At 62.0% G+C, this 20,852-nt stretch carries 19 protein-coding genes; 13 read left to right on the top strand and 6 right to left on the bottom strand.

All coding sequences use genetic code 11. The annotated features are described in order from the left end of the window. Positions 1-46 precede the first annotated feature (46 nt). From BLT86_RS17565 to BLT86_RS17590, 6 genes are all read left to right on the top strand, one after another. Positions 47-1,855, top strand: coding sequence for a sensor histidine kinase (locus tag BLT86_RS17565; RefSeq protein WP_092378553.1), 1,809 nt, complete (start codon positions 47-49; stop codon positions 1,853-1,855). Next, complete coding sequence (locus BLT86_RS17570) at positions 1,852-3,237, top strand: sigma-54-dependent transcriptional regulator (protein WP_017675976.1); 1,386 nt, start codon at positions 1,852-1,854, stop codon at positions 3,235-3,237. The genes BLT86_RS17565 and BLT86_RS17570 overlap by 4 nt, the downstream gene beginning before the upstream one ends. A gap of 305 nt (positions 3,238-3,542) precedes the next feature. Next, complete coding sequence (gene dctP, locus BLT86_RS17575; RefSeq protein ID WP_017675977.1) at positions 3,543-4,532, top strand: C4-dicarboxylate TRAP substrate-binding protein DctP; 990 nt, start codon at positions 3,543-3,545, stop codon at positions 4,530-4,532. 140 nt (positions 4,533-4,672) lie between these two features. Beyond that, positions 4,673-5,302: a TRAP transporter small permease gene (locus BLT86_RS17580; protein ID WP_092378557.1), complete on the top strand. Its 630-nt coding sequence runs from the start codon at positions 4,673-4,675 to the stop codon at positions 5,300-5,302. Continuing rightward, entirely contained in the window at positions 5,299-6,579 is a 1,281-nt protein-coding gene (dctM, locus tag BLT86_RS17585; RefSeq protein ID WP_017675979.1) for a C4-dicarboxylate TRAP transporter large permease protein DctM, read from the top strand. The genes BLT86_RS17580 and dctM overlap by 4 nt, the downstream gene beginning before the upstream one ends. A gap of 193 nt (positions 6,580-6,772) precedes the next feature. Beyond that, on the top strand, positions 6,773-7,444 hold the full coding sequence (locus BLT86_RS17590) for a DUF502 domain-containing protein (protein ID WP_092378560.1): 672 nt from the start codon (positions 6,773-6,775) through the stop codon (positions 7,442-7,444). A 154-nt stretch (positions 7,445-7,598) separates the two neighbouring features. Here the strand turns inward: BLT86_RS17590 and BLT86_RS17595 are convergent, their stop codons facing one another. Next, positions 7,599-8,066, bottom strand: a complete 468-nt coding sequence (locus BLT86_RS17595) for an Lrp/AsnC family transcriptional regulator (RefSeq protein ID WP_017675981.1) — start codon at positions 8,064-8,066, stop codon at positions 7,599-7,601. 127 nt (positions 8,067-8,193) lie between these two features. Between BLT86_RS17595 and BLT86_RS17600 the strand changes: the two genes are divergently transcribed. Beyond that, positions 8,194-8,520 carry a hypothetical protein gene (locus BLT86_RS17600; RefSeq protein ID WP_017675982.1) on the top strand — a complete coding sequence of 109 codons (327 nt, stop codon included), beginning with the start codon at positions 8,194-8,196 and terminating at the stop codon, positions 8,518-8,520. Positions 8,521-8,616: 96 nt separating this feature from the next. Then, positions 8,617-10,401, top strand: coding sequence for a GspE/PulE family protein (locus tag BLT86_RS17605; protein ID WP_092378563.1), 1,785 nt, complete (start codon positions 8,617-8,619; stop codon positions 10,399-10,401). Here the strand turns inward: BLT86_RS17605 and BLT86_RS17610 are convergent. Beyond that, complete coding sequence (locus BLT86_RS17610; protein ID WP_092380453.1) at positions 10,376-11,050, bottom strand: murein L,D-transpeptidase catalytic domain family protein; 675 nt, start codon at positions 11,048-11,050, stop codon at positions 10,376-10,378. The genes BLT86_RS17605 and BLT86_RS17610 overlap by 26 nt on opposite strands. 164 nt (positions 11,051-11,214) lie before the next feature. Between BLT86_RS17610 and BLT86_RS17615 the strand changes: the two genes are divergently transcribed. Both BLT86_RS17615 and BLT86_RS17620 read left to right on the top strand, forming a co-directional pair. Continuing rightward, positions 11,215-11,469, top strand: coding sequence for an NfeD family protein (locus tag BLT86_RS17615; RefSeq protein WP_017675985.1), 255 nt, complete (start codon positions 11,215-11,217; stop codon positions 11,467-11,469). An 88-nt stretch (positions 11,470-11,557) separates the two neighbouring features. Next, on the top strand, positions 11,558-11,887 hold the full coding sequence (locus tag BLT86_RS17620) for a DUF2388 domain-containing protein (protein WP_017675986.1): 330 nt from the start codon (positions 11,558-11,560) through the stop codon (positions 11,885-11,887). 29 nt (positions 11,888-11,916) lie between these two features. On the opposite strand, the gene BLT86_RS17625 is transcribed toward BLT86_RS17620, so the two are convergent. Both BLT86_RS17625 and BLT86_RS17635 read right to left on the bottom strand, forming a co-directional pair. After that, a complete protein-coding gene (locus BLT86_RS17625) occupies positions 11,917-13,119 on the bottom strand; it encodes an ISL3 family transposase (protein WP_026088446.1) in 1,203 nt (400 codons plus the stop codon). 190 nt (positions 13,120-13,309) lie between these two features. Then, complete coding sequence (locus tag BLT86_RS17635; RefSeq protein WP_092378567.1) at positions 13,310-14,560, bottom strand: OprD family porin; 1,251 nt, start codon at positions 14,558-14,560, stop codon at positions 13,310-13,312. A 110-nt stretch (positions 14,561-14,670) separates the two neighbouring features. Between BLT86_RS17635 and BLT86_RS17640 the strand changes: the two genes are divergently transcribed. Next, positions 14,671-14,871 (top strand): hypothetical protein, encoded by a 201-nt coding sequence (locus tag BLT86_RS17640; RefSeq protein ID WP_092378570.1) that lies wholly within the window; start codon positions 14,671-14,673, stop codon positions 14,869-14,871. A gap of 117 nt (positions 14,872-14,988) precedes the next feature. Here BLT86_RS17640 and BLT86_RS17645 read toward each other — a convergent pair whose 3' ends face one another. Next, on the bottom strand, positions 14,989-15,960 hold the full coding sequence (locus BLT86_RS17645; RefSeq protein WP_092378573.1) for a GGDEF domain-containing protein: 972 nt from the start codon (positions 15,958-15,960) through the stop codon (positions 14,989-14,991). 110 nt (positions 15,961-16,070) lie between these two features. Next, positions 16,071-17,261 carry a delta-9 fatty acid desaturase DesA gene (desA, locus tag BLT86_RS17650; protein WP_045735759.1) on the bottom strand — a complete coding sequence of 397 codons (1,191 nt, stop codon included), beginning with the start codon at positions 17,259-17,261 and terminating at the stop codon, positions 16,071-16,073. Between the two features lie 168 nt (positions 17,262-17,429). Here desA and BLT86_RS17655 point away from each other — a divergent pair, with 168 nt between their 5' ends. After that, complete coding sequence (locus BLT86_RS17655; RefSeq protein WP_092378576.1) at positions 17,430-19,727, top strand: putative bifunctional diguanylate cyclase/phosphodiesterase; 2,298 nt, start codon at positions 17,430-17,432, stop codon at positions 19,725-19,727. A 2-nt stretch (positions 19,728-19,729) separates the two neighbouring features. After that, entirely contained in the window at positions 19,730-20,851 is a 1,122-nt protein-coding gene (locus BLT86_RS17660; protein ID WP_092378579.1) for an HDOD domain-containing protein, read from the top strand. Position 20,852 lies beyond the last annotated feature (1 nt).

Below are 20,852 nucleotides of genomic sequence, written 5' to 3' on the forward strand. Positions count from 1 at the left end.
CACGCTTAACGTGCATAATGCGCCGATCATTTCTGCACGGTTTGCCATGAGCACGAACACCGCCACTCCCCGTCGCCTGCGCTGGCGCAGCCTCGTGCTGTTGGCGCTGCTGCTTGCGCCACTGCTGTGGCCCGTTCACTTCCTGGCCGAGCGCTACTACCGCGAAGTGCTGATCGAGCAGAACCGGCAAACCCTCGATCTGTATGTGGCCAACCTGCTCGGCACGCTACGCCGCTACGAGGTCCTGCCGCAGATTCTTGGCGATCTGCCGGGCCTGCGCGCCGCCCTGCACGCCCCCGAAGACCCGGCCGCGCTGGACAACGCCAACCGCCTGCTGGCCCGCGTGAAGAGCCAGACCGGCGCCGACGTGATCTACCTGATGAATCCCCGTGGCGTCACCCTGGCCGCCTCCAACTGGGACAAACCCGACAGCTTCGTCGCCGGCAATTTCGCCTTTCGCCCGTATTTTCGGGAAGCCTTGGCCGGGCGCCTGGGGCGCTTCTTCGGCCTGGGCACAACGTCCGGCAAACGCGGTTACTACTTCGCCTATCCGGTGCGCGAGGACGACCACAATATCGGCGCACTGGTGGTCAAGGTCGACCTCGACCACACCGAAACCCTGTGGGGCAACACGCCTGAACAGTTGCTGGTGACCGATACCAACGGCGTGGTCATCCTCACCTCGCGCCCGGACTGGCGCTTTCACGCCAGCCGCCCGCTGGACCGCGTCGAGCAATCGGCCATCGCCGCCAACCAGCCCTACCCGACCCAGGCGCCGCCCCTGCTCGATATCGATCCCAACGCCTGGCTGACACAAAGCCGCGCTCTGGAAGAAACCGGCTGGACGGTGAGCATTCTCGCCCCACGCATCCTGCTCGACCGCCCCGTGCGCAGCGCCGTGGCCGTCGGGGCGGCCGCCCTGCTGGCGCTGCTGTTGTTGCTGGGCCTGCTGATCCTGCGTCGCCGTCATTACCTGGAACGCATTGCTCTGGACGCTCGCGCCAAGGCCGAACTGGAGCAGCGCGTCGCCGAACGCACGCAGGATCTGGAGCTACTCAACAGCCGCCTCAAGCAGGAAGTGCTCGAGCGTGAACAGGCTCAGCAGGAGCTGGTGCGCGCTCAGGACGAGCTGGTCCAGGCCGGCAAACTGTCAGCGCTCGGCACCATGAGTGCCAGCATCAGCCACGAACTCAACCAGCCGCTGGGGGCGATCCGCAGCTATGCGGAGAACGCCAGTACCCTGCTCGATCATCAGCGCAGCGACGATGCTCGCGCCAACCTCAAGTTGATCAGCGAGCTGACCGAGCGCATGGCCTCGATCATCACCCATTTGCGCGCCTTTGCCCGCCGCGACCGCCACGCGCCGGAGCGGGTTGCCCTGCAACCAGCGCTGGACGATGCTCTGGCGCTATTGGCCAAGCGCCGCCGGGCCATGGATGTAGAGCTGATTCGCGACCTGCCGGACGCCACCCTCTGGGTCCAGGCTGGCGAGACGCGGCTGCGTCAGGTGCTGGGCAATCTACTCGGCAATGCGCTCGATGCACTGATCGATAAGGCGCCGCCACGGCGCATCTGGATCAGCATCGAGCATCAAGCCGAGCACCTCCACCTGCTGCTGCGTGACAATGGCCCCGGCTTCTCGCCCGAATCACTGGCGCGCGCGCGCGAGCCCTTCTTCACCACCAAGACCAGCGCCCAGGGCCTGGGGTTGGGCCTGGCCATCTGCGATAGTCTGGTGCGTGCGCTGGACGGCGAACTGCTGCTGGCCAATCATCCGGCCGGCGGCGCGCTGATCACCCTGCGCCTGGCCAGCCCCGGCGTCAACCTGCAACCCTCAGAGGACCCTTCGCCATGACCAGCGACAGCGCCATCGACAGCCGCATTCAGGTACTGCTGATCGACGACGACGCCCATCTGCGCCAGGCACTCAGCCAGACGCTCGACCTGGCCGGGCTCAAGGTCATCAGCCTGGGCAACGCGCAGGGCCTGGCCGCGCGCATTCCCGCTGGCTGGCCAGGCGTGGTGGTCAGCGATATCCGCATGCCCGGCATCGACGGCCTGCAACTGCTGCAGCAATTGCGCGAGCGTGATGCCGAGCTGCCCGTGCTGCTGATCACTGGCCACGGTGACGTGCCGCTGGCCGTGCAAGCGATGCGCGCCGGCGCCTACGACTTCCTGGAAAAACCCTTCGCCAATGACGATCTGCTCGACAGCGTACGCCGGGCGCTGGAGCTGCGCCGCCTGGTGCTGGACAACCGCAGCCTGCGCATGGCGCTCAATGACCGCCAGCAACTGTCCAGCCGTCTGGTCGGCCAATCGCCGGCCATGCAGCGCCTGCGCGAACAGATCGGTGCACTGGCCAGCATCGCCACCGATGTACTGATTCTCGGCGAGACCGGCGCCGGCAAAGAGGTGGTCGCACGCGCCCTGCACGATCTGTCCAACCGCCGCGAAGGGCCTTTCGTCGCCATCAACGCCGGTGCACTGGCCGAGTCGGTAGTGGAAAGCGAGCTGTTCGGCCATGAGGCCGGCGCCTTCACCGGCGCGCAGAAACGGCGCATCGGCAAGTTCGAGTTCGCCAACGGCGGCACCCTGTTCCTCGACGAGATCGAGAGCATGAGCATGGATGTGCAGGTCAAGCTGCTGCGCCTGCTGCAGGAGCGCGTGGTCGAGCGCCTCGGTGGTAATCAGTTGATCCCGCTGGATATCCGCGTGATCGCCGCGACCAAGGAAGATCTGCGCCAGGCCGCCGATGCCGGGCGCTTCCGCGCCGACCTCTACTACCGCCTCAACGTCGCGCCGTTGTCCATCCCGCCGCTACGCGAGCGCGGCGAGGATGCCCTGCTGCTGTTCCAGCACTTTGCCGATGGGGCGGCCGCCCGCCACGCCCTGGCCCCGCGTGAGCTGCAGCCGGGGCAGCGCGCCTTGCTGCTGCGTCATCCCTGGCCGGGCAACGTGCGTGAGCTGCAGAACGCCGCCGAGCGTTTCGCGCTGGGCCTGGAACTGGCGCTCGACAGCAACGCGCCAAACCTGCCACCGGTCAACGGCGGGCTCAGCGAACAGGTCGAAGCCTTCGAGCGCGCCTTGATCGCCGCCGAGCTGAGCCGCCCGCACGGCTCGCTACGCAGCCTGGCCGAGGCGCTGGGTGTGCCGCGCAAGACGCTGCACGACAAGCTGCGCAAACATGGGCTGAATTTCTCAGGCGCTGGCGGAAGCTCGCCAGAGGACTTCGACTGACTGGCGACAAACCGCCAATTTCATCCTTCCAGACCTGTCGCTGGCGGGCTCACACGCCCGCCCAGGTCTCGGCAAAAAGCCATCAAAGCCTACAGCCATGGGCCTTTGCACGGCGCGCAAGGTCTGCGCATCGCAGACTGGCACAAGGGTTGCTCTAAGCTAGCTCCAAGCGAACCCACAAGTACAAGTCCAGGCCTCGCTAATGCCACCGGCGTTTTTCTCCAAGCCGCCTAGACTTGCTCTTGTCCGTTCGTCAGCTGCGCCCCGGCGCAAATGCGATAAACACAACAAGAGGAAGCATCCGCATGTTCAAACTGACTGCCAAGGCGCTGGCTTGCGCCCTGTCCCTGTCCATCGCTGGCGTGGTTCACGCTGCCGACCCGATCGTCATCAAGTTCTCCCACGTGGTTGCCGAGCACACCCCGAAAGGTCAGGGTGCCGTGCTGTTCAAGCAACTGGCTGAAGAGCGTTTGGGCGACAAGGTCAAGGTCGAGGTCTACCCGAACTCCTCGCTGTTCGGCGACGGCAAGGAAATGGAAGCGCTGCTGCTCGGCGACGTCCAGCTCATCGCCCCGTCCCTGGCCAAGTTCGAGCATTACACCAAGCAGCTGCAGGTATTCGACCTGCCGTTCCTGTTCGACGACATGGCTGCAGTCGATCGCTTCCAGAAAGGTCCGGAAGGCCAGAAACTGCTGACCTCCATGACCGACAAGGGCATCACCGGCCTGGCTTACTGGCACAACGGTCTGAAGCAGCTGTCGGCCAACAAGGCGCTGCTGGAGCCGAAAGACGCCCGTGGCCTGAAGTTCCGCGTACAGGCTTCCGCCGTACTGGAAGAGCAGTTCAAGGCCGTGCGCGCCAACCCGCGCAAGATGAGCTTCGCCGAGGTGTATCAGGGCCTGCAGACTGGTGTGGTCAACGGTGCCGAGAACCCCTACTCGAACATCTACAGCCAGAAGATGCACGAAGTTCAGAAGTACATCACCGAGTCCAACCATGGTCTGCTGGACTACATGCTGATCACCAACACCAAGTTCTGGGAAGGTCTGCCGGCTGACGTACGCGACGAGCTGAACAAGATCATCGCCGAGGTCACCGTCGAGGTGAACAAGCAGGCTGACGCCCTTAACGAAGGCGACAAGCAGCGCATCGTCGAAGCAGGCACCACCGAGATCCTGACCCTGACTCCTGAGCAGCGCGGCCAATGGCGCGATGCCATGCAGCCGGTATGGAAGAAGTTCGAAGGCGAGATCGGCGCTGACCTGATCAAGGCCGCGCAAGCTGCCAACCAGTAATAAGGCCGGAGAGCCGTAGGGTGGGCAGAGCGTCGATGCTCTGACCCACCACGACGCCCGCGACGGGCGTCGATCAACGCTGTAACCGGTGGGCCGGCTACCGTCCCACCCTACGCCCTTTCCATTCGGGAGAACCGACCATGAACGCCTTGCGGCGCGTCTGGGAGCACTTCGAGGAAGGCTTTATCGCCTTCCTCCTGGCAGCCATGACGCTGATCACTTTCGTCTACGTGATCCTCAACAACTTCTACACCCTGTTCTATTGGCTGGGTGATGCCTTCGGCGGTAACGAGTTTCTGCTCGCTATCGGCGACGCCATTCTCGACATGGCCCAGGCGATGACCTGGAGCAATGCCCTGACCAAGGCCCTGTTCGGCTGGCTGATCTTCTTCGGCCTGGCCTATGGCGTGCGCACCGCCGGCCACATCGGCGTCGATGCCCTGGTCAAACTCGCCCCGCGCGGCGTGCAGCGCGTCATCGGTGTGATCGCCTGTTCGGCCTGCCTGGGCTACGCCGGCCTGATCGCGGTCGGCAGCTTCGACTGGGTACGCACCCTGTTCACCGCCGGCATCGGTGCCGAAGACCTCGGCCACTACGGCATCCAGCAATGGCATATCGGCATGATCGTGCCGTTCGGCTACGCCATGGTGTTCATCCGCTTCCTGGAAATCCTCGTCCGTATCCTGCGCAACGAGCAGACCGGCCTCGGCCTGGCTGACGAAGCCGCCGATGCGCTGAAAATCAATGAGCACGAGGAGCCCAAGCAATGACCGTTCTGTTCCTCTTCCTGCTGCTGTTCTTGCTGATGTTCATCGGCGTGCCGATCGCCGCGTCGCTCGGCCTGGCCGGTTCGATCACCATCATGCTGTTCAGCCCCGACTCGGTGCGCTCGCTGGCGATCAAGCTGTTCGAGACCTCCGAGCACTACACCCTGCTGGCGATCCCGTTCTTCCTGCTCTCCGGTGCCTTCATGACCACTGGTGGCGTGGCGCGTCGCCTGATCGACTTCGCCAACGCCTGCGTCGGTCACATCCGGGGCGGCCTGGCCATCGGTGCGGTGCTGGCGTGCATGCTGTTCGCCGCGCTGTCCGGCTCCTCGCCGGCGACCGTGGCCGCAGTGGGCTCCATCGCCATCGCCGGCATGGTGCGCTCCGGTTACCCGCAGGCGTTTGGCGCCGGCATCGTCTGTAACGCCGGTACCCTGGGCATTCTGATTCCGCCGTCGATCGTGATGGTGGTGTACGCCGCCGCCACCGAGCAGTCGGTGGGCAAGCTGTTCATGGCCGGGGTGATCCCGGGCGTGATGCTCGGCCTGGTGCTGATGATCGCGATCTACATCGTCGCCCGTATCAAGAAGCTGCCGGCCCTGCCACGTGCCAGCTTCCGCGAGTGGCTGCGTTCCGCCCGTGAAGCGTTCTGGGGCCTGCTGCTGATGGTGATCATCCTCGGCGGTATCTACACCGGCATGTTCACCCCGACCGAGGCCGCGGCCGTGGCCGCGGTGTACGCCGGCTTCGTCGCCCTGTTCGTGTACAAGGACCTGACCATTCGCGAGTGCCCGAAGGTGCTGCTGGAGTCCGGCAAGCTGACCATCATGCTGATGTTCATCATTGCCAACGCCATGCTCTTCGCCCACGTGCTGACCACCGAGCAGATCCCCCAGCAGATCACCGCCTGGGTGGTGGATCTGGGCCTGCAGCCGTGGCAGTTCCTGCTGGTGGTGAACATCGTGCTGCTGATCGCCGGTGCCTTCATGGAGCCGTCGGCGATCATCCTGATCCTCGCGCCAATCCTCTTCCCGATCGCCATGCAGCTGGGCATCGACCCGATCCACCTGGGCATCATCATGGTGGTGAACATGGAGATCGGCCTGATCACACCACCGGTGGGGCTGAACCTGTTCGTCACCTCGGCGGTGACGGGCATGCCACTGACGGCAGTGATCCGTGCCGCGCTGCCATGGCTGATGCTGCTGATCAGCTTCCTGATGGTGATTACCTACATCCCGGCCGTTTCCATGGCGCTGCCGAACCTGCTCGGCATGTAAGGGTTCAACCGAACGATGCTACTTCGGTACCTCGTGTACCCACTCCGCCCGGCCTTAGTGCCGGGCTTTTTTTGCACGAAACAATCTGACGAAAAGTGCTGTAGCCATTTCGCCAACCCAGCACACACATGGCTGCACAGAATTGCCGTGCCTGGCGTAAAGTCACCGCCACGATCGCCAAGGAAATCGTTACATGCTCAGACGCAGCCTGAAATCCGTCGTTACCACCTGGCTGACCGGTCTACTCGCGCTACTGCCACTGGCGCTGACCCTGGCGCTGCTTGCCTGGATATTCAGCCTGCTCAATCGACTTGTCGGCCCCTCGACCCTTATCGGTCAGGTGTTCGCCGCCCTCGGCCAGCCTTTCTCCAGCAACGGTTATATGGCTTATCTGCTGGGCAGTCTGGTGCTGCTGGCCAGCCTCTACCCACTGGGTCTGGCCGTGCAACTGGGCCTGCGCCGTCCGCTGTCCTGGTTGATCGATCGCACCCTGCGACGTACCCCGCTGATCGGTAATTTCTACAACCTGGCCGATCGCTTCGTTGGCCTGCTGGACAAGAGCAAGAACCCGGATATCACCACCATGGCCCCGGTCTGGTGCTTCTTCGGCGGCGACGGCGCTGCGGTGCTCGCCCTGCGCCCGAGCTCCGAAACAGTGGAGCTGGAAGGCCGCGCCTACTGCGCCATCCTCATTCCCACCGCGCCGATTCCAGTCGGTGGCGGCCTGCTCTACGTACCGGAGACATGGATACGCCCCGCCGACATGGGTGTGGATCAGCTGACCAGCATTTACGTATCCATGGGCCTCACGCCACCCGGCAAACGTAACGTGGAGCAGACCAAACCCGTGGTGATCAAGCCTTAGCAGGTCGTTGAAAAACTACCTGCGTTGCCATTGCTGCGTTAAAAACAGCCTCAAAATGCTCATTTACAACACGTAAAGTCGGGCGCGACCCCGGTCGTTTTTCGGCTGTTCTTGCCTTGCACTGGCTGCCTCGCCTACGTTTTTCAACGGCCTGCTAGGCGAGCGGCAAGCTGGTGGTGGATTTGATCTCCGATAACGCAACGATGGAGTTCACCTCTTGGATACCGGGCACCAGTGACAGCTTCTCGAAGAAGAAGCGCTCATAGGCCTCGATATCGCGGGTGACGATGCGCAGCATGAAGTCCACCGCGCCCATCAGCACGTGACACTCCAGCACCTCGGGAAACTCGCGCATGGCCTCGGCGAACTCGGTCAGGTTGGAGCGCCCATGGGCGTTGAGCTTGACCTGAGCGAACACCTGCGTATGCAGGCCGATGCGCTTGCGATCGAGCAGGGTGACCTGTTTGCGGATCACCCCCTCGTCCTTAAGCCGCTGGATACGTCGCCAACAGGGCGACTGCGACAGACCGATACGCTCGGCGATCTCCGCCGTGGAGAGACCCGCGTCTTCCTGTAGCAGAGCAAGAATGCGTTGATCGTAGGCATCCAGCGTGACGGACATAAAAAATCCCCATTAGCGACTAACCGAGGAAATTCTATCCATTAAACCCTCATAAACACAGAAATCCAGGCAGAACTTTTGCCGGAAGAAGGTGGAAACTTAGGCAAAACCTGCCCGAGCTGCTGCCATGCCTGATACCACTGCGTTTCCCTCCGCCCAGAACCGCCGCGATCCCTGGCAGGATCGTCCTGATGCCTACGTCGAATACCAACTGCGCACCGACGCCGAAGCCGACGTGCTGTGCCGACTGCTCGGTCTGTTCGCCCAATTGCAGCTGCTACCCGAAGCCTTGCACATGGAACGCCTGCAGGATGACCTGCATATCAGCCTGCACCTGCCCGGCATCTCGCTGCATCGAGCCGGGGTGCTGGCGCAGAAACTGCGCGGCCTGGTGTGCGTATGGGAGGTGACCTGGCAACACCTGGATCACAGCCTGGTGACGGAGGTGGCCTGAAGCGGCTACTCGATCACGCATGGGCCTTCGCCCTGATGCAGCTTTTCGGGCATCCTAGTTCGGCTAACCTTGTTCAGGCCGACCCGAGGAGCCCGCATGTCCGCCTTCACCGCTACCGCCCCTGACCGTGTACTGGATCTTGGCGACCTACTGCGCGAGCTGGTAGCCCAGGGCCGGGTCGATCAGAATGTGGCTGAGCAGTGCCTGGCGATCCGTCGCAGCTCGCTGAACAATACCCAGCACCCGCTGGAGTTTCTCGCCGCACAGCAGGTGGACGATCAGAAAAGGCCGGGCAAGAAACTCGATCTGGAAACTCTCACCACCTGGCTGGCCAACTTCGCCGGGCAACCTTACTTGCGCATCGACCCGCTGAAGATCGATGTACCATCCATCACCCCGCTGATGTCCTACGCCTTCGCCCAGCGCCATAAGATTCTCGCCGTGGCCGTGGACAGCGAGAGCGTCACCATCGCCAGCAGCCAGCCGCTGGTGCATAGCTGGGAAGCCAATCTGGTGCACGTGCTCAAGCGCCCGATCAAACGCGTGGTGGCCAACCCCAGCGATATTCAGCGCTTCACTACCGAGTTCTATCGACTGGCCCGCTCGGTCAGCGGCGCCAATGCCACCGACCAGAAGATCAGCGGCGTTGGCAACTTCGAACAACTGCTCAGCCTCGGCGCCCAAGATCAGGAACCGGACGCCAACGATGCGCACATCGTCAATATCGTCGACTGGCTGTTCCAGTACGCCTTCCAGCAACGCGCCAGCGATATCCACATCGAACCGCGCCGCGAACAGGGCACCGTGCGCTTTCGCATAGACGGCGTGCTGCACACCGTCTACCAGTTCCCCGCCCAGGTCACCATGGCGGTGGTCAGCCGCCTGAAGAACCTCGGCCGCATGAACATCGCCGAGAAGCGCAAACCGCAGGATGGCCGGGTCAAGACCAAGACCCCGGATGGCAACGAAGTGGAGTTGCGCCTGTCCACCCTGCCGACCGCCTTCGGCGAGAAGATGGTGATGCGTATCTTCGACCCGGAAGTACTGCTGAAAAACCCGGATCAGCTCGGGTTTTCCCCCGAGGACCTGCGCCGCTGGGCCAGCATGACCAGCCAGCCTAACGGCATCATCCTGGTCACCGGCCCTACCGGCTCGGGCAAGACCACCACGCTCTACACCACGCTCAAGCAGCTGGCGACCGAGGAGGTGAACGTCTGCACCATCGAAGACCCCATCGAGATGATCGAAGGCGCCTTCAACCAGATGCAGGTGCAGCACAACATCGACCTGAACTTCGCCAGTGGTGTGCGCGCGCTGATGCGTCAGGACCCGGACATCATCATGGTCGGTGAGATCCGCGACCTGGAAACCGCGGAGATGGCCATCCAGGCAGCGCTGACCGGCCACCTGGTGCTGTCCACCCTGCACACCAACGACGCGCCCAGCGCCATCACCCGCCTGCTCGAACTGGGCGTGCCGCACTACCTGCTCAAGGCCACCATTCTCGGCGTCATGGCCCAGCGCCTGGTGCGTACCCTGTGCCCGCACTGCAAGGCGCCCGTGCAACTGGACGAAGACACCTGGAACGGCCTGACCCGGCCCTGGAGCTCACCATTGCCGACCCAGGCGCACCACGCCGTCGGCTGCCTGGAGTGCCGTGAAACCGGCTACCGCGGCCGCGCCGGCGTCTACGAAATCATGCTGATCAACGATGCCATCAAGCCGCTGATCAACGCCGACACCGACCTGACGGCTTTACGCCGCGCCGCCTTCAAGGACGGCATGCGCAGCCTGCGCCTGTCCGGCGCGCAAAAGGTCGCGGCAGGACTGACCACCATCGAGGAAGTGCTGCGCGTCACTCCGCAGAGCGAGCAACGCTGATGCTCGCGCAGTCGCGATAGCGGTCGCCAGCCAACTGCGGGTGCCAGGCAAACAGGTACTGGCCATCTCTGAGCTGATCCACCAGCACCCGAATCACCTCCTGCTGCACAGCCGGACAGCCCAGGCTGCGCCCCATGCGGCCATATTTCTGCGCCCATGTCGGCGCCACGTAATCAGCCCCATGGATTACCAGCGCCCGGGCACGCGCTTGGTCATTGAAGCCGGGCTCCAGGCCATCGAGGCGCAGCGAATGGCCATGCCGGCCGCTGTAGCTTTCACCACCGCGAAACAGACCCAGGCTGGACTGATGGCTACCGGGCAGATTGGAAAAGCGCTCGGCGAACAGCTCGCCGGACTGGCGACCATGGGCCACGAACTCACGCTGCAGCAGACGCCTGTGCGTCAGATCGAAAACCCATAGGCGCCGCTCCAGCGAGGAGTGCGAATAATCGATCACCGCCAACCGCCTGGCCCCGCCCGCGCCTTCACGCTCGGCACATCGCAGCGCCTGTAGCGCACCTTGCAACGCTCGCATTTCCAACTGCGGCGCTGCACGGTGCAGGGCATTCAGCAGCTCATCGGCCACGGCGCCCTGCCCTGGCAACAACAGGGCGGTAAGCAAGAACGCCATCAACGAACGCGCAAACATGCCCTGGCCCCACGGATGGCCTGCCATCTGCCAGCCTTGCGAAGGGGTCGGCGGCAGAGCCCAGGCGACTGTGCTTAGATTGATTGATCTGGCAATGGAGTCTATGCGATGCACACCGAAGCGCGATCAGCAAACAGTCTGAGTATGGGTAACCGCGTCTTCCCATGATCACCTACCTACAAAACTTGTCGTTCTGGGATTGGTTGGCCCTGGCCACCCTGCTGCTGATTCTTGAGGTGTTCGGCGCCGGAGGCTACCTGCTGTGGATCGGCCTGGTGGCCGTCGCTGTCGGTGCACTGACCTACCTGTTCCCGGACCTGCCCTGGGTCTGGCAGTTTCTGCTGTTCGGCGCATTGGCAATGCTCTCGGCGCTGCTTTGGTGGCGTCATCAGCAGCGGGCGCGCAAGCTCAGCAACTGATCGGCCTGGCAACCGGCCATCGCCATCAAGGAACCACCAGCGACTTGTGCAACTCTTAGGAGAGGAACCACCCTTAAGGAGTTGCCTCATGCGTGTAACGAGCCGTGCCGCACTGGCGTTCAGTGCCTGCCTGATCGCCCAGACCGCAGCAGCCGATGGCCTGCTGCGCGACATTCTTTCTTCGGGCGCAACCACCGCCTCGACCTATCTGACCTTCAAGGATCGCAAGCTGGTTGCGGCGGCCGAAGAGGATGCCAGCAGCTTCGTCGCCAGTAACGGCGAAATCCGCGGCCCGCATCTGGAAGCGGCAATGCAGCAACTGCGCAGCGCCAACCCGCAACTGCAGGATGCCGACGATATGGCTCTGGCCAGCGCCATTCTCGCCACTTCGGCAGCGCCAGCTGACAACCTACGCTGAGCCATCACCAGTCGCCCATAAAAAATGGTTCATCGCGCTTTCCCGGGGAAGGCGGCCTTGATTTTCAGGAAGAAGTAGTCTGAGTCCCGGAAGCCATAGGCCATGCGCTTGATCACCTTGATACGGTTGTTCACACCCTCCAACAGGCTGGTATGCATAGGGAAATTGGCGCTGGCGAGGATGCCGCGAATATAGCGTCTAAGGTTTTTGGCGAAGCGCTGTAGCGGTGCCAAACCGCTGTCACGGGCCTGCCGTAGCCAGGCCCGCCAGCGTTGCCAGCCCTCCCATACGCTCGGGGCGTACCAAACTTCCTTCAGCGCGTCCTTGAGCACATAAACCGTGGCCAATGGCTGGTTGGCAGCAAGCAACTCCTGTAGCTGAACGGCTTGGCTGTCCTTGAGGTTTTCTGCATTGCGCAGTAGCAGCCAGCGGCTGCGCTTGACCACCTTGCGTGCCGGTTTGTCATCGCGCAACAGGTTGGCCTGGTCGACGCGGATGCGGTCAATCACCTCACGCCCGTAGCGCGCCACCACATGGAACAGGTCGTACACCACTTCGGCTTGAGGGCAATGCTGCTTTACCTCCAGATCGAAGGCGGTGTTCATGTCCATGGCAACCGCCTCGATTTGCTGGCAGCGCTCACCGAGCAATTCGAAGAACGGACGAATGGCCTCACGGCTATTGCCGTGACCGACCCACAGTACCCGCGTTCGCTCGGCGTCCATGATCACCGTGGCATAGCGATGGCCTTTGTGTAGAGCGAACTCATCCATCACCAGGCGACGTACAGTGCCTGGCTCGAAATCCCCCACCTCGGCCTCCAGGCGGCGTTTGTCGAGTGTCTTGAGGGTGTGCCAGTGCAATCCAGTGAGTTGGCTGACGTGGCTGATGGGCAATATCCGCAGCAAGCCCTCGAGCCAGACCCGTAAACGCTGAGTCAGGCGAGAGGACGGCTCAAGCCAGTCGATCCGCTCGGTCACTCGGCCACAGCGCAGGCAGTCAACGCGACGTACGGGCAGTTGGAGCAACACGCGCTGATCCAACAGATCACGATCACGCACTTGGCGCAGACGCCGCTCATGAATCAATGGACTGGGCTGCTGACAGCGTCCGCACCGGGGCAGTCGTGCGGCCTGGGGTTCCAGCTCAATCAGCAGGGTGTTTTCAGCAACGGAGCGAGAGGCGACGACTTCGTAGCCTGGCCAGAAAGCGGCAAGATCAATAGGATGCACGGCGACAGCAGAGTGTGGGTGTTGGTGTGTTTGGCGACTGCCAATTTACCCACTTCCCTGTCTGTCAACTCGCTCTTCCCCCAGAGTCCGCGAAGAACCTAAAAAATGCCCGCCTCCAAAGGAAGCGGGCATTTTTCGTTCAGTTTTTCGGGACATCAGGCCTTAGCAAGCCTCCCGAAAACCTCTGGTCTTACATCAGCGGCAGGGTGTAGCTGACGATCAGACGATTTTCGTCGATGTTGCGACTGAAGTTGTTGCGCATAGTAGCGTTGCGCCAGCGAAGACCCAGGTTCTTCAGTGCACCTTCCTGGAAGACATAGGCGATGTCAGTGTTGCGTTCCCATTCACGGCCTTCGGAAACGCCAGCACCACGATCGATGTTGTCACCGGTCAGGTAGCGGGTCATGAAGGTCAGACCAGGGATGCCGATGGAAGCGAAGTTGAAATCGTAACGCGCCTGCCAAGACTTCTCGTCTTTGGCAGCGAAGTTACCGATCTGAACGTAGTTGACCAGGAACGGATCAGTACCACCGACATAGGCAAAGCCGGTGTCACCATCCATTTGCTGATAGCCAATACCGAAGGAGTGGCCACTCAGCGCATAGGTAACCATGGCGCCGAAGGCTTTGTTATCGACATTGCTTTGGCCGTCATCAGTGGAGCGAGCGTAACGCAGATCAGTCTTCAGGCTCTGCTTATCGCCCAGGGGCAGCACATGCACCAGATTGAAGGAATGCTGCTTGTACATATCCTCCAAGTTGGAATAGTAGTAACCAGCCGTCAGATCATTGGTCAGCTTGTAGTTACCACCGGCAAAGATGAACTCGTTGCTCTGATTCAAACCCCTGAATTGAATGCCACTGAACGAGTAAGTGTTCAGCATCATGTCTTCATAGTCTTGCGAGTTGCGGTTATTTACCTCATCCAGGTAACCCGCATCCAGAGTAAGACCTTCAATTTCCTGAGAAACCAGGTGACCACCACGGAAGATTTGCGGCAGCAGACGACTATCGCTGGACGCGATTGCAGCGTTCTTGAACTGCATGTGACCAACACGCAGAGTGCTGTTGGAAACCTTGGCCTTGGCCGCTACAGCCAGACCAGAGTAATTGTCCTGAGAACCACCTGAAGAACGGTCAGGGACCAGCAGACCACTGCCTGCGGTGCCATCACCAGAGTCCAGTTTGAAGCCATACATACCAATGGCATCAGCACCAAAGCCAACGGTGCCTTCAGTGAAGCCAGAGTTCATGCGCAGAATGAAACCCTGCGCCCATTCTTCTTGCTTGGACTGACCTGCGCCCTCACGAAAATCACGGTTGAAATAGAAGTTACGTGCTTCCAGGCTGACTTTGGTATCGCCGACCAGGTCGGCGAAGGCGACTTGGCTCAGGCCCAGGGTGCTGGCGGCTACGGCCAGTGCCAGGGAGGTCTTTCTCATTATGTTTCTCTCCAGTGTGTTTAAGGTGACGCATCGTCCGGCGCAGACTTCGGCACGAAGAGGCAGGCCGGCACGAATGAGGCATACGCACCCGCAAGCCGGGACAGGGTATGAACCAGGCTCGAATGGATACGCGAAAAACTCAGGAAGAACAGAACAACGGCGAACGCAGTGCGGCGGCCGAAACAAGGCGGGCAGAGTGGTGCATGGTGAATGCTCTCTCGTCGTTGTTATTTTGCGCCGACATCCTGGCCGGCATCTGCCGGATGCCTATGCAGATAACGCGCCAGTTCCTTATAGCAGACCTGTAAGGCCTCTAGAACAACAGGTTACATTTTTCCTGCCGCGCAGTGACCATGTAATGACAATTAAGATAGGCAAATTTCCGCTTATGAGAACCTGTTCCCAGGCGGAAAATCGCCAGGACCTCAGCCCAGGACGATCTGATTCTTGCCTCGGCGCTTGGCCATGTACATCGCTGCATCGGCACGTGCATAAAGCGCATCGAGGCTGACATCAGTGGCCAGCAGACTGGTCAGGCCTTGACTGACGGTAATACCGAAGCTGGCGCCCTCGTGCTGAAAGCTGAGGCGTTGCACCTCACGCTGCAGTCGTTCAGCCACCTGCAAAGCCACATCCTGCTCACAGCCGGGGAACAGCGCCGCGAACTCCTCACCACCTATACGCCCGAACAGATCGCCGCGCCTGAGGGCATTGCTGCCGCAATGCGCCAGACGCCGCAACACTTCATCGCCGACCTGGTGGCCGTACTGGTCATTGATCTTCTTGAAGTCATCGAGATCGAGCAACAGGAAGGCCAGCGGGCTGCCAAACTTGCGCGCATGTTCGAACTCGCGACGGGCACACTCGAAGAAGTGCCGCCGGTTGCTGCTCTGAGTCAGTACATCGGTGGTAGCCAGGCGATGCAGCTCGCCCTCCAGGCGCTTCTTCTCGGTGATGTCTTCAGCGATACCGACGATCACACTGCCGGGCTCAGTGCCCAGCCGGGGGCTGACGAAACACTTGTCGCTGAGCCAGCGCAATTGGCCATCAGCGCGAATGATGCGGTACTCGCGAGACTCCATCGCGCCGGTTTCCAGCACCTTGGCCAGGCTTTCGGCGGCGTAGTCGATATCGTCCGGATAGATGCTGTTGCGCCACTCGCCATAATCGGCCAAAAGCAGCGCGGCGGAACGACCGAAGATGCGCTCATAGGCAGGGCTGACATAAATCATCCGCTGCTCGTTCCAATCGAAAGCCCAGAGCACGGCATTGACGCTACCAAGCAGGCTACTGAACAGTTGTTCGCGCGCACCCAGGCGCTCTACTTCGGCACGGCTGTGCAGTAGAGCCAAGGTCAGTTCTTCCAACTCGGAAACAGCGTTGCCTTGATCGTCCATTACAGCAGCCATCCGTCCTTCGCCTCGCATTGAAATGAGCATAGTGCGAGCTGTTGGACAAATACAAAGGCCCGCCAGTTCGGCGGGCCTTTGCTTGTATCGAACGGAGGTCAGGCAGTCGCGCTGGATGGTCGCAGCGAATAGGTCTTGAGCTGCTCGGCAAACTCACGCAGCGACTGGATACCGCTGGCCTCGGCCTCGTGTACCCACTGTTTCATGGCTTCGAGCATGTCGTGGCCGTTGCTGCTGGTCTTGACCCAGATCTGCTGCAGCGCCAGGCGCTTCTCGTAGATCACCTTGAGTGCCTGACTTTGCGCCAACATGTCGGCGATATGCGCGTGATGCTGCTCTTCCAGCAGGCTCGGTTCACGTGACAGCAGGCGTTTTGCACGGCGGAAAAGGTGACGAACGGACTCGTCGGCCTTGGCCACTTCCTGCTTGACCAACGGCACTATCACCAACTTGCGGTACTGCGCCATGATCTGGAAACGGTTGTTGAGGATGGCCATGGCAGTGTCCATGTCCAGACTGGCTTTGCCCTCGACCCGATGGGCGATGGGAGCAACACGCTGCACCTGAGCCAGACCGAAGAAGCTGAACAGCTTGATCCAGGCCCAACCCATGTCGAACTCCCACTTCTTCACCGACAGCTTGGCGCTGTTGGGATAGGTGTGGTGGTTGTTGTGCAGTTCCTCACCGCCGATCAGGATGCCCCAGGGCACCAGGTTGGTGGCGGCGTCGCGGCATTCGAAGTTGCGATAGCCGACAGCGTGACCAAGACCGTTGATGACACCTGCGGCCCATACCGGAATCCACATCATCTGGATCGCCCAGACGGTCATGCCAAGCACGCCGAACAGCGCCAGATCGATGATCGCCATCAGCGTCACGCCGCCAATCGGGTAGCGGCTGTAGACATTGCGCTCGATCCAGTCATCCGGGCAGTTCTTGCCGTAGATACGCAGGGTTTCCTGGTTCTTCGCCTCTTCCTGATAGAGTTCGGCACCTTTGCGCAGCACGGTGCTCAGCCCCTTGATGACCGGACTGTGCGGGTCATCCACGGTTTCGCACTTGGCGTGATGCTTGCGGTGAATCGCGGTCCACTCGCGAGTGTTCTGACCCGTGGTCAACCACAGCCAGAAACGGAAGAAATGCTTGAGCGCGGGGTGCAGTTCCAGTGCACGGTGCGCAGAGTAGCGGTGCAGATAGACAGTCACGCTGACGATGGTCACGTGTGTCATCAGCAAAGTCGCAGCCACCAGCTGCCAGACCGACAGGTCGAGTAAACCGTTGTACCACATGGGCGCTGTTGCCTCTTGAAGGGGGAACGCGGCTTGTCCTACAAGGACGAACCTGATCACATTATCCCTGACCCATGCCAGAAAACCAGTTGGTCTTTTAGATGAGAATGTTTCAGCAGTGAAGCATCTATACTGGCCAGAATTTACAGGGAGCGCTGCCGCTTGCCCATGCGTATCGACATCGCCGCCTTGCGTCTGACCCTGGTCTACCTCCTGCTCGCCGCTCTGTGGATACTTCTCAGCGACCATCTGTTGACCGCCCTGGGCCTGTCCGTGGCGCAGCAGGAGCGCGTGCAGTCCCTCAAGGGTCTGTTCTTCGTCGCGCTCACCAGCTCACTGCTCTACTTGGTGCTGCACCGCCATGCCCTGCAGTACCGCCGCGCCCGCCTGGAACTGGCCAGTAACGAGGAGCGTCTGCGCCTGGCGCTGGATGCCACGCGCGATGGCCTGTGGGACTGGGACGTGTCCAGACGCCGCGTGTTCTTCTCCGAAGGCTACGCCAGGCTTCTCGGCCTCACGCCACAAACCCTGGGCGATACCCGCGAAGACTGGGCCGCGCGCCTGCATCCGGATGACATGGAGCGCGCGCTGCATGCACTCAACGCCGAGCTGAGCGAACAACACTACGAAAACATCTATCGCCTGCGCCATGCCGATGGCAGCTATCGCTGGATTCACTCGCGCGGCCGCCTGCTGCGTGACGAAAACGGCCAACCGCAGCGCTTCATCGGCATCGCCAGCGACATCACCCAGCAACGCGCCACCGACGACAGCCTGCGCCAGGCCGCAGCGGTGTTCGATGCCACCCAGGAAGGGGTATTGGTTACCGATGCCGAGCAAAGCATCGTGCACGTCAACCCTGCCTTCAGCCGCATCACCGGTTACAGCAGCGAGGAAATCCTCGGCCAGCACCCCAACCTGCTCAAATCCGGCCGCCATGACACCGCGTTCTACCAGAGCCTGTGGCACGCCCTGCAGAACCGCGGCGCCTGGAGCGGTGAAGTGTGGAACCGGCGCAAGAGCGGCGAAATCTACCCGCAATGGCAATGCATCCGCGTCATCCACGACGAGCAGGGGCGCGTCAGCCATTACGTGGCGGTGTTCTCCGACATCACTGCGCTCAAGCGTTCGCAGCGTGAGCTGGATTACCTGGCCCACCACGACCCACTGAGCAACCTGCCCAATCGCCTGCTGTTCACCGAGCGCGTCGCCCATGCACTGGAGCGCGGCAAGATCGAGGAACTGCGCGGCGCAGTGCTGTTGATCGACCTGGACCATTTCAAGCACATCAACGAGAGCCTCGGCCACAACGTCGGCGACCTGCTGCTCAAGGGTGTTGGTGAGCGCCTGCAGCAGGGCCTGCCCAGTGGCTGCACGCTGGCCCGGCTGGGCGGCGATGAGTTCGGTCTGCTCAGCGAAAACTGCGCCGACGCTGCTCAGGCAGCCGAGCTTGCACAACGCCTGCTGCGCAGCCTGGAAACGTTCTTTCGCCTCGACGACCACGAGCTCTACATCGGCGCCAGCATCGGCATCAGCCTGTTCCCCGAAGACGCCGATAGCGTCGAACAGATCCTGCGCAACGCCGACTCGGCGCTGTTCAAGGCCAAGAGCAGCGGCCGCGAGGGCTACGCCTTCTATGTGCAGGAGCTGACCGACTACGCCCGCCAGCGCGTGGAACTGGCCAGCAGCCTGCGCCATGCCCTGGACAACCATGAGCTGCGCGTCTACTACCAGCCGCTGCATGACCTGGGTGACGGTAGCCAGGTGGGCATGGAGGCACTGGTGCGCTGGCAGCACCCGCAACGAGGGCTGATTGCGCCTGGCGAATTCATTCCGATTGCCGAGGACAACGGCATGATCGGCGCCATCGATACCTGGGTACTGGAACAGGCCTGCCGCCAGATGGTGCGCTGGAACGCCGAAGGTTGTGGGCTGAGTTTCGTTGCGGTGAACGTCTCCAGCCGCCTGTTCAGCCGCGGCGAACTCGATATGAAAGTGGCGCAGGTACTGGCAGAAACAGGCCTGCCGCCCGAGCAGCTGGAGCTGGAAGTTACCGAAAGCGCGATCATGGAAGACCCGGATGCAGCGCAGAAACTGCTCATCAGCCTGCGCGCCCTGGGCGTGCGCCTGGCCATTGACGACTTCGGCACCGGCTACAGCTCCCTGGCGCGCCTCAAGCGTCTACCAGTGGACAAGCTCAAGCTCGACCAGAGCTTCGTGCGCGGCCTGCCTGACGACCCGGAGGATGCCGCCATCGCCCGCGCAGTGATCGCCCTGGGCAAGAGCCTGGGCCTCAAGGTTCTCGCCGAAGGTATCGAACAACCCGCTCAAGCCGCCTTTCTGCGCGAGCTAGGCTGCAATTATGGCCAGGGCTACCACTTCGGCCGTCCGCAACCTGTAGCCAGAGCCGTCGACGCCACTGCACTGAGCGAAGCGAAGGATAGTCAGTCCAGCACCAGGAGCTGAACATGCGCGTGCTGATTCTCGAAGACGATCCCTGGATCGCCGATCTGCTCAAGCAGATCGTACTGAGCCTGCGCCCCGGTGCTCGCGTCGACTGCCAGGTGCGCGTGGCAGACGCCATCTCGGCCTGGCAGCGCGAACCGGCGCGACTGGTGATCGCCGACTGGAACCTGCCGGACGGCAGCGGCACTCTTCTATTGCAGGCGGTACGCAGCCAGGACCGTGACGTGGCGCTGGTGATGATCACCGCGCGCGCCGATCGCAACAGCGTGCTCGAGGTGCGCCCCCTGGGCATCAACGCCTTTATCAGCAAACCCTTCCAGGTGCCCAAGGTTCTGGACTGCCTGCGCAGCCTGTTACCCGAAGATGATGAGCCTCACGTGGCGGCAGCCAACGACGAGAACTTTCTTCACCATCTCGGTGCCTTGCCCGACGAGGAGATCGATCTGCCACTGCGCGACGAACTCTTTCAGCAACTGCGCGACACCACGGCAGCACCCAGCACCTTGGAGCAACTCGGCGAACACTGGCAGCAGGACCCAGCCGTACAGGCGCGACTGATCGCTGCAGCCAACAGCAGCCTCTACAACAGCACCGGACAGCCTTGCGTCAGCCTGCCCGATGCCGTGCGCCGACTGGGCTCGGCCACCGCCCTGAATCTGATTCAGGGCCTGGCGCTACGCCCGGCAGCCAGCCTGCAGGACGCCGACCTGAGAACCCTGGGCCAGAACCTGCTGCAAGCGCAGTTGGACCTGCAGCACAGGGTCGATGCACTGGCCAAAGCCTGCCAGCTGGACCCGACACCCCTGCACAGCGCCGCCCTGCTACAACGCATGGGCGAGCTGGCCGTGCTGCAACAGGCGCAGATCTGGCGCAACCGCGGTCTGCCGTTGAGCGAGGAACAAGTGCAACAAGCGCTGCGCCAATACAGCGGCGAACTGGCCAGCCGCCTCAAGGCAGATTGGCGTTTGCCCATCGGGCTACGTGAACTGATCGGCGCCTGTTACGGCCTGGCTCCCGGTAACACGCGCCGCGAGCCGATTCTCATGCGCCTGGCCAGCGTCGAATTGCACAACGCCGACAGTCAGGAAGTACAACGCCTGCGCCGCCTGGCCGGGCTGAGCTGAG

Source organism: Pseudomonas sihuiensis, from assembly GCF_900106015.1.
In the GTDB taxonomy this organism is placed as follows: domain Bacteria; phylum Pseudomonadota; class Gammaproteobacteria; order Pseudomonadales; family Pseudomonadaceae; genus Aquipseudomonas; species Aquipseudomonas sihuiensis.